General features: G+C 67.7%; 8 protein-coding genes and 1 pseudogene. 8 read left to right on the plus strand and 1 reads right to left on the minus strand.

Annotation, left to right across the window (positions count from 1 at the left end):
• The 5 genes and pseudogenes from NBV68_RS14875 to NBV68_RS14895 form a co-directional block, all read left to right on the plus strand.
• Positions 1–104, plus strand: a pseudogene (locus tag NBV68_RS14875) (peroxiredoxin); the annotation flags it as partial.
• Positions 105–108: 4 nt separating this feature from the next.
• The gene (locus NBV68_RS14880) at positions 109–900 is read left to right on the plus strand and encodes a ferritin-like domain-containing protein (RefSeq protein WP_296311070.1); all 792 of its coding nucleotides are present in this window, start codon (positions 109–111) and stop codon (positions 898–900) included.
• Positions 901–1,008: 108 nt separating this feature from the next.
• Complete coding sequence (locus tag NBV68_RS14885; protein ID WP_296311106.1) at positions 1,009–1,752, plus strand: M23 family metallopeptidase; 744 nt, start codon at positions 1,009–1,011, stop codon at positions 1,750–1,752.
• Between the two features lie 270 nt (positions 1,753–2,022).
• Entirely contained in the window at positions 2,023–3,564 is a 1,542-nt protein-coding gene (locus tag NBV68_RS14890; RefSeq protein WP_296311129.1) for an acyl-CoA synthetase, read from the plus strand.
• Positions 3,561–4,853: a cytochrome P450 gene (locus NBV68_RS14895; RefSeq protein WP_296311113.1), complete on the plus strand. Its 1,293-nt coding sequence runs from the start codon at positions 3,561–3,563 to the stop codon at positions 4,851–4,853. The genes NBV68_RS14890 and NBV68_RS14895 overlap by 4 nt, the downstream gene beginning before the upstream one ends.
• On the opposite strand, the gene NBV68_RS14900 is transcribed toward NBV68_RS14895, so the two are convergent.
• Positions 4,846–5,292 (minus strand): helix-turn-helix domain-containing protein, encoded by a 447-nt coding sequence (locus tag NBV68_RS14900; RefSeq protein ID WP_296311116.1) that lies wholly within the window; start codon positions 5,290–5,292, stop codon positions 4,846–4,848. The genes NBV68_RS14895 and NBV68_RS14900 overlap by 8 nt on opposite strands.
• A gap of 128 nt (positions 5,293–5,420) precedes the next feature.
• On the opposite strand from NBV68_RS14900, the gene NBV68_RS14905 reads away from it, so the two are divergent.
• The 3 genes from NBV68_RS14905 to NBV68_RS14915 all read left to right on the plus strand — a co-directional run.
• Positions 5,421–6,359 carry an AraC family transcriptional regulator gene (locus NBV68_RS14905; RefSeq protein WP_296311120.1) on the plus strand — a complete coding sequence of 313 codons (939 nt, stop codon included), beginning with the start codon at positions 5,421–5,423 and terminating at the stop codon, positions 6,357–6,359.
• Between the two features lie 120 nt (positions 6,360–6,479).
• Positions 6,480–7,103, plus strand: a complete 624-nt coding sequence (locus NBV68_RS14910) for an OB-fold-containig protein (protein ID WP_296311123.1) — start codon at positions 6,480–6,482, stop codon at positions 7,101–7,103.
• A 12-nt stretch (positions 7,104–7,115) separates the two neighbouring features.
• The coding region (locus tag NBV68_RS14915; RefSeq protein ID WP_296311126.1) for a flotillin domain-containing protein at positions 7,116–8,577 on the plus strand (1,462 nt) is incomplete at its 3' end.

The following is an 8,577-nucleotide window of genomic DNA, read 5'->3' on the forward strand; positions in this document are numbered from 1 at the left end:
CAACCTATCTGGTGGGCGCCGACGGCACAATCGCGCGCATCTGGGACAAGGTGAAGGTCGCCGGTCACGCCGAGGACGTGCTGGCAGCGGCCAAAGCTCTTTAAGCCCGTGACCACCGTCGCCCGCGCCATCCGCGCCGCGCTGCTCACCCCCGAGCCGCGGTCAAAGTGCTTCGTCACCCGTCAGGTCGCGCGCGACTGGCGGGCTGGCAAGCTGGCGTGGGAATTCGACGTGGCGATGCCCGACCAGCCCGCCTGGCCCGATGCGCCCGAATTGCTGCCCCCCGGCCAGATGCCCAAGCGCCGCAAGGCCGGGAGCGAGCGCGGGCGGATCGCCCTGTGGCACTCCCTCGCCCATATCGAGTTCGTCGCGATCGACCTCGCGCTCGACATGGCGGGGCGGTTCGGGAAGGAGATGGGGCCGGCGTTCGTCGGCGACTTCCTCGCTGTCGCCGCCGACGAGGCGATGCACTTCGCATTGCTGGCGCGGAAGCTCGCGGGGCTAGGCAGCCACTACGGCGCGCTCCCGGCCCATGCCGGGCTATGGGAGGCGGCGCACGCCACCCGCCACGATGTCGCCGCGCGGCTCGCGGTTGTGCCGATGGTGCTCGAGGCGCGCGGGCTCGACGTGACCCCGGCGACCCTCGAACGGGTGCGGGAAGCGGGCGATCATAACGGAGCCAAAATTCTCGGCCGCATACTTGACGACGAAATTCGCCATGTCGCAGCCGGCACCAAGCACTTTTTGCAATGTGCCGAAATGGCGCAACGGGAGCCCGAATCTTACTGGCAGGACCTCGTAAAAGGGCATTTCCGAGGACAGGTTAAGGCGCCGTTCAACGACTCGGCGCGTCTTGCAGCCGGTTTGTCGCGCGGTTTCTACACGACGATTGCCTATTAACGATCCGCCCGGATAACCCCGTCTCAGCGTAAGGCGCGCATCAGACGTGCCGGAACATTCCTACGGCTCCGCACCAATCGCGGGTCGCAATCGGGACCGGGTCTTTTTATGATTTTTGCCTTCCGCGGAGCGCTGAAGCTGGTTGGAACAACCGCCTGCGCCATCCTCGTGTCCGCCGCTTCGCCGGCGCTGGCCAACACCAATTCGGCCGCATCATCCACCACCGCGAGCGCCGACGTCGTGCAGCCGCTGCGTGACGCGCAGGGCGAGGTCGTCGACAACGGCGATACCCGGTTCAAGTCGCTCTTCGCCAGCTGGACCGCGATCGAGCGCACGTCGCCAACCATCGGCACCGTCGAAGCGCCCGCTGCCTATTCCTCGCCGGTTCCGACCCGCGGCATCTCGGTGCCTTCGCGCATGCCGCTCGAAGGCGCGGCGCTGACCAGCAGCTTCGGGATGCGCACCCACCCGGTGCTTGGCGGCCGCCGCCAGCATCACGGCATCGATCTCGCCGCGCCCACCGGCACCCCGGTCTATGCCACCGCCGACGGCATCGTCAGCCGCGCCGACTGGTATTCGAGCTACGGCCTCTACATCAGCCTCGAGCACGGCGCCTCGATGCAGACCCGCTACGCCCACCTCTCGCGCCTCGCGGTCGCTTCGGGCGACAGCGTGAAGAAGGGCGACCTGATCGGCTATGTCGGATCGACCGGCCGCTCGACCGGTCCGCACCTCCATTACGAAGTTCGCGTGGAGGGTCTTGCAGTCAATCCGATTCCGTATATGGTGGAGAGCGAAGCACAGCTGGCTTACGCCCGCGATGCACGCCTCACCGGCGCTGGCGGCGAATAACCGCCCGGCCGGAAGGCACCAAGAGATTGCCCGTGAAACGGGCCGGACATTGGAGAGGGTGTCCGAACATGGGCGGCGGGTTATCCCGCCGCCTTTTTTTGTCTCGTAGCCACCCGGCCACCGCCCGCCGAGGAGGTGACACGCCTGTTGGGTAGCATTTCGAATACTCTTTTCCCTTGCGAGCGTTCCCGCGCCCGCTAGATTTTCTCCCCGAGAGAGAATGTCGGCGGCCCCCGTGCGGGCACCGCCGCTGGGAGAGAGAACATGTCGATGCACCCGATCGCGCACGCCGCGACCCGTCCCGATCATCCCGCCGTGATCATGACCGGATCAGGCAAGCGGATCACCTACGGGGCAATGGAGGCGGAATCGAACCGCTTCGCCCACCTGCTGCGCGCCCACGGGATCGGTGCGGGCGATGCCTTCGCGGTGCTGCTCGAAAACCGGATCGAGTACTTCACCCTGATCTGGGGCTCGCAGCGGGCGGGCACGATGCTGGTGCCGATCTCAAGCCGCCTCACCGCCCCCGAAGCCGCCTACATCATCCGCGACGCCGAGGCGAAGCTGCTGATCACCAGCGGCTATTTCACCGCAATGCTCGGCGATATCCGCAAGGAGTGCCCCGGCCTCACGGTGCTGGTGATGGACAGCGGGGATGCCGAAGACTTCGCGGCGGCGCTGGCTGCGCAAGACCCCGACCCGATCCCCGACCAGAGCGCCGGGATGGTTATGCTCTATTCCTCGGGCACCACCGGCCGCCCCAAGGGCATCCGCCCGGCCCCGCCCGCCGACCCCGACCCGCAGGCCGCCGTGCCGCTGGTGGGCCTCGCGGTGATGGGCGCCGGAATGCCGACCGACGGCTCGATGATCTACCTCTCCCCCGCCCCGCTCTACCACGCCGCCCCGATCGGGTGGTGCTCGGTCGTCCACCGGCTCGGCGGCACGGTGGTGATGATGGAGCGATTCGATCCCGAAGAGGCGCTCGCGGCGATCGAGCGCTACAAGGTGACCGACAGCCAATGGGTGCCGACCCACTTCGTGCGCTTCCTCAAGCTCGATCCCGCGGTGCGCACCCGCTACGACCTCTCCAGCCACCAGCGCGCGCTCCATGCCGCCGCGCCCTGCCCGGTGCCGATCAAGCAGGAGATGATCGCATGGTGGGGCGAGATCGTGAACGAATACTACGCCGGCAGCGAGAGCATCGGGATGACCATGATCCGCTCGGCCGACTGGCTCACCCATCCCGGCAGCGTCGGCAAGGCGATCTACGGCACGCTCCATATTTGCGGGCCCGAGGGCGAGGAGGTCGCGGCGGGGCAGGACGGGCTGATCTATTTCGAGAACGCGCTGCTCCCCACCTATCACAACGATCCCGCCAAGACCGCGGAGGCGATGCATCCCAAGGGGTGGATGACGCTGGGCGACATCGGCCATCTCGATCAAGACGGCTTCCTGTTCCTGACCGACCGCAAGAGCCACATGATCATCAGCGGGGGCGTGAACATCTACCCGCAGGAGATCGAGAACCTGCTCGTCACCCATCCCAAGGTGATGGACGCCGCGGTGATCGGCGCGCCCTGCCCCGACCTGGGCGAGAAGGTGGTGGCGGTGGTGCAGCCCAAGGACATGGATCACGCCGGGCCCGCGCTGGAGGCGGAGCTGCGCGAATTCCTCGGCGCCAGCCTCTCCAAGATCAAGATGCCCAAGCTGTTCGACTTCCGCCCCGACTTGCCGCGCGAGGCCAATGGCAAGCTCTACAAGCGCGAGCTGCGCGATGAATATGCCGCCCGCGCGCAGGAAGCTGCCGCATGACCGGGGAGGCGGTGCTGCCGGGCGACATTGCCCGGGCAGTGATCGATCCCCACGCCTATGCCGAATGGGACGGGCTGCTCGACACCTTCGACCACATCCGGGCGACGACCCCCGTCGCCCGCGTCCAGCCCGACACCCCCGGGCTGTTCGACCCCTTCTGGCTCGTCACTCGCTATGACGACGTGATGCGCATTTCGAAGGACAACGCGGGGTTCCTGAACAACCCGCGCCCGGTGGTGTTCAGCTTCAACCAGGCGATCGCGTTCAGCCGCGCGGCGACCGGATCGAACATGCTGGTCGATTCGCTGGTGGTGTTCGACGCGCCGGTTCACCCCAAGTACCGCAAGCTGACCCAGGAATGGTTCATGCCGAGGAACCTCGCCCGGCTCGAGGACGAACTGCGCGCGCTGGCCGCGCGGACGGTCGACCGGATGCTGGAGCAGGGCCCCGAGGTGGACTTCGTCAAGGAAGTCTCCGGCCCCTATCCCTTGCGCGTCGTCATGCAGATCCTCGGAGTGCCGCCTTCGGACGAGTTCCGGATGCAGATGCTCACCCAGCAATTGTTCGGCGGGCAGGACAAGGACCTCTCGGGCTCGGGCATGGACAAGATGACGCCCGAGCAGGTGGTGCAGATCGTCGCGGGCGCGGTGAAGACCTTCGAGGACTATTTCGCCGCGCTCGCCGAGGAGCGCCGCAAGCACCCGACCGAGGATGTCGCCAGCGTCATCGCCAATGCGCTGGTCGACGGCCAGCCGCTCCCCCCGCGCGACATGGCGGGCTATTACATCATCGTCGCCACCGCGGGGCACGACACCACCTCGGCAAGCACCGCAGGCGCGATGCAGGCGCTGGCCCGCGACCCGGAACAATATGCCCGCGTGCGCGCCGACCGCTCGCTGCTCCCCGGCATCGTCGAGGAGGCGATTCGCTGGACCAGCCCCGTCCAGCACTTCATGCGCACCGCCGCGCAGGATTGCGAGCTTGGCGGGCAAGCAATCAAGGCGGGCGATTGGCTGATGATCAACTATGTCGCCGCCAATCACGACCCCTCCCAGTTCCCCGACCCCCGCCGCTTCGACGCCGCGCGCTCGCCCAACCGCCACCTCGCTTTCGGCGCAGGGGCGCATCAGTGCCTCGGGCTGCACCTGGCGCGGCTCGAGATGAAGATCCTGTTCGAGGCGATCCTCGACCGCGTCGCAGCGGTCGAACCGGCCGGCGAGGCGGCCCGCGCGACCAGCACCTTCGTAGGCGGGTTGAAGACCCTGCCGCTCAGGGTGACGCCTAGCTGACCGAGGGCGGGGCCGGGCTGAGCGGGGCGAGCGGCGGCTGCCAGTCCTCCCCGCGGGCCCGCAGCTCCGCCGTGCCCCATTCGGCGACCGGCATCAGCACCTTGACCAGCTCGCACCCCTTGGGCGTCGCGACATAGAGCATCGTTGCTGCATCATCGCTCGCCACGGTGCTCACGAGCCCGTCACGCTGCATCGCCATCAATTGGGTCGAGAGCACCTGCTGGCTCACCGCCCCCAGCTCGCGGCGCAGCGCGGCGAAGGCGAAGGGGCGGATCGCGAGCAGGTAGAGCGCCCGCGCCTTCCACTTGCCGCCCACCAGCGCGACCACGTGCTCGACTGGACAGGCATCCATCGGCGGGCGCTTGGGCTCGTAGCTCTGGGGCATGGTCAGAACTTTCTGTGTCTTGTGCTGCACTGCGAGATAGAGCGATTCTGCCACCAGTGACATTAGTCATTCTGATGCGATGCGCAGCGGAAACGACCGCCGCCGCCGCTAGGGGTTGTTGCGAGTGCTACATGGGGTATACAAGCCCCGACGAAGCAGTCGCTACAGGGGGAAGTGCAGCCATGTCGATCCTCGAGCACTGGGCCGTGACCGGCGGGCCAGAACACACGCAAGAGCAACTCGGGGACGAAATCGTCTTCGTCAGGCACCGCTATACGGGTCTCGCGCTGTTGGTGGCTGTGCCCGATCACGATGGCGGGCCGCAGGTCGTCACTCTCCAAGACCCAGCGCGCGATGTGGTGATCGTGTCGCGCGGGAGCCTGTACCCGGTGACGATCACGCTGGGCACGCAAACGGTGCGCTGCGGCCCCTATTCGAGCGACCGCGTGACCTTCGTCCCTGCCGGCAAGCGGATGGTGCTCGAGTACACCCGGGATTCCTCGATGCTGTGCGTGCTGATCGTGCCCGCCGGGAGGCTTGCGGCGATGCGGGCGGGCAGCGCCGCGCTGGGTGCCCCCTTCGGCCTGCGCGACGATGCCGCGCTCGCCGAACTGGTGCACGCCGTCTGCCGGCTGGTGCTGCGGCAGAGCGAGACCGACAATCCTCACATCGAGCAGGCCACCGCGCGTCTCGCCGCCGGGCTCGGCGACAATCGCCCGGAAGAGGTGGGCCGCGCCGATCCGCGCATCGCCCTGCCGCCACACAAGCTGCGCCGGGTGCTAGCCCACATCGACGCGAACTTGGACCGCCCGATCACCCTGCGCGAGCTTGCCGACCTGGCGCACCTCTCGCCCTACCACTTCGCGCGCGTGTTCAAGCAGGCCACCGGCCGCGCGCCCTATGATCACGTGCGCTGGCGGCGGATCACCCGCAGCACCGCGCTGGTCGCGCGCTCCGAGCTCAAGATCGCCGAGATCTCCGCCTCCACCGGCTTTGCCAGCGCCGCCCATTTCAGCAGCGCCTTCCAGCGCGCGGCGGGCATCCCCCCTCTCCAGTTCCGCCGCGTGGTGCGCCCGCGGCTGCTGAGCGGCCGCAGCTTCGGCTCCGAGCGGGGGCACTGACGCCGCATTGTCCGATTTTCGACGGATTTTCCGCCGATTTTCCTGTCACAGTGCGGCAGCTTGTCCTAGATTTCGGGACATGGGATCGAGCCTTCGCCTTGCCATGCGGGGGTGCGCGGCATGAGCCTGCTCGCGGCGCACAACCTGCCCTTCGTCATCGCGCTCGGCGCACTGGCGCTGATTGCGCTCGTGCAGGTCACGGGCCTCGGCGATGTGCTCGAGGGCGAGGTCGACACGGGCGGCGGGCTCGAGCTGGGCGGCTTCGGCGATGCCCTGACCGCGCTGCTCGGGCTCGGGCGGGTGCCGCTGCTGATCTGGCTGGCCAGCCTGCTGCTGGTGTTCGGCGGCATCGGGCTGATCGGCCAGGCGTGGATCGCGGGCCTGCTGGGAGCGCCGCTGTCTGCCGGGTGGGCGGTGCTGGCGGCGGGCGCCGCCGCGCTGCCGCTCAACGCCCTAGCGATGCGCCCGCTCGCCGCGGTGATGCCCAAGGACGAGACCACCGCCATCGCGCTCGACGAGCTGGTGCGGCGCGATGCCGAAATCCAGATCGGCACCGCGCGGGCCGGCTCGCCCGCCCGCGCCCGCGTGATCGACCGCCACGGGCAGGCGCATAACGTCATGGTCGAACCCCATGACGCATCCACCGAATTGCAGGCGGGTGACACCGTCCTGCTGGTCCGCCGCGAGGGCGAGACCTTCTATGCCATTCAATATGAAAGCCCGCTGCTCGGGCTGGGAAGCTAAAGGGGAACGCAGATGTCTCTGACCACCAGCAACGCGGGCACCACCGCAGGCGAGGTCGCCACCACCGGCGATCTGGCCGCCTCCACCGGGGGCCTCGTCACCTATGGCGTGGTCGGGGTGAGCGCGCTGGTCTTCGTCGTCGTGTTCTTCGCCTTCCTGATCCGGCTCTACCGCCGCGCCACCAAGGAAACCGCCTTCGTGCGCACAGGTCTCGGCGGCGAGAAGGTGGTGATGAACGGCGGCGCGCTGGTCTTCCCGGTGTTCCACGAGGCGATGCCGGTCAACATGAACACGCTGGTGCTGCCCGTGGTGCGGCGCGATACCGAGGCGCTGATCACGCTCGACCGGCTGCGGATCGACGTGAAGGCAGAATTCTACGTCCGCGTCCGCCCCGATGCGCAGGCCATTGCCATGGCCGCGCAGACGCTCGGCCAGCGCACCATGCAGCCCGATCTGCTGAAAGACCTCGTCGAGGGCAAGTTCGTCGACGCGCTGCGCTCGGTCGCGGCGGGGATGACGATGAACGAACTGCACGAACAGCGCGCCGACTTCGTGCAGAAGGTGCAGCAGGTCTCGTCCAACGATCTTGCCATGAACGGGCTGGAGCTGGAGTCGGTGTCGCTGACCGGGCTCGACCAGACCAGCATAGAGCACTTCAACGCCAACAACGCCTTTGATGCCGAGGGTCTGACCAAGCTGACCGAGCAGATCGAAGCGCGCAAGAAGCTGCGCAACGACATCGAGCAGGACACCCGCGTCCAGATCGAGACCAAGAACCTCGAAGCCAGCAAGCGCAGTTTCGAGATCAGCCGCGATCAGGAATATGCGCGGCTCGAACAGGAGCGCGAGGTCGAGGTGCGGCGCGCAGGTCAGGCGGCCGAGATCGCCCGCGAACAGGCCGAGCGCAACCGCGAGGCGGAAGCCGCACGGATCGAGGCCAAGAAGCAGGTCGATGCCCAGCAGATCGAGGCCGATCGCCTTGTCGAGGAAGCGCGCATCATCCAGCAGCGCGCGCTCGAAATCGCGCGGCAGGAACAGCAGATCGCGGTGCAGAACAAGTCCCGCGAGGAAAGCCAGGCCAAGGCGCAGGCCGATGACGCCCGCGCCAAGGCGGTCGAGGCCGAGGAACGGGTCACCACCGCGCGCGAGAGCGAGATTGCCGAGCGTCAGAAGAAGATAGAGCTGATCGAAGCCACCAAGCAGGCCGAGCGCGATGCAATCGGGGTCAAGGTGCAGGCCGAGGCCGAAAAGGACGCCGCCACCAACCGCGCCGAGGCATTGAAGCTCGAAGCCATGGGCGAGGCCGAGGCTGAGAAGCTGCGCGCCGAGGCTGCCGCAGTGCGCTTCGAGGTCGAGGCGGCGGGTCAGCGCGCGATCAACGAGGCGGCGAACATCCTCTCGAACGACCAGATCAGCCTCCAGACCAAGATGGCGCTGCTCAAGGTGCTCCCCGAGGTCATCCGCGAGAGCGCCA

It is taken from the genome of Erythrobacter sp., assembly GCF_023653175.1.
In the GTDB taxonomy this organism is placed as follows: domain Bacteria; phylum Pseudomonadota; class Alphaproteobacteria; order Sphingomonadales; family Sphingomonadaceae; genus Erythrobacter.

What these genes read in the sequence shown, in the direction of transcription:
- NBV68_RS14890 (WP_296311129.1), top strand. Translation starts at nt 2,023, where the DNA reads ATGCACCCGATCGCGCACGCCGCGACCCGTCCCGATCATCCCGCCGTG.
- NBV68_RS14885 (WP_296311106.1), top strand. Translation starts at nt 1,009, where the DNA reads ATGATTTTTGCCTTCCGCGGAGCGCTGAAGCTGGTTGGAACAACCGCC.
- NBV68_RS14895 (WP_296311113.1), top strand. Translation starts at nt 3,561, where the DNA reads ATGACCGGGGAGGCGGTGCTGCCGGGCGACATTGCCCGGGCAGTGATC.
- NBV68_RS14905 (WP_296311120.1), top strand. Translation starts at nt 5,421, where the DNA reads ATGTCGATCCTCGAGCACTGGGCCGTGACCGGCGGGCCAGAACACACG.
- NBV68_RS14910 (WP_296311123.1), top strand. Translation starts at nt 6,480, where the DNA reads ATGAGCCTGCTCGCGGCGCACAACCTGCCCTTCGTCATCGCGCTCGGC.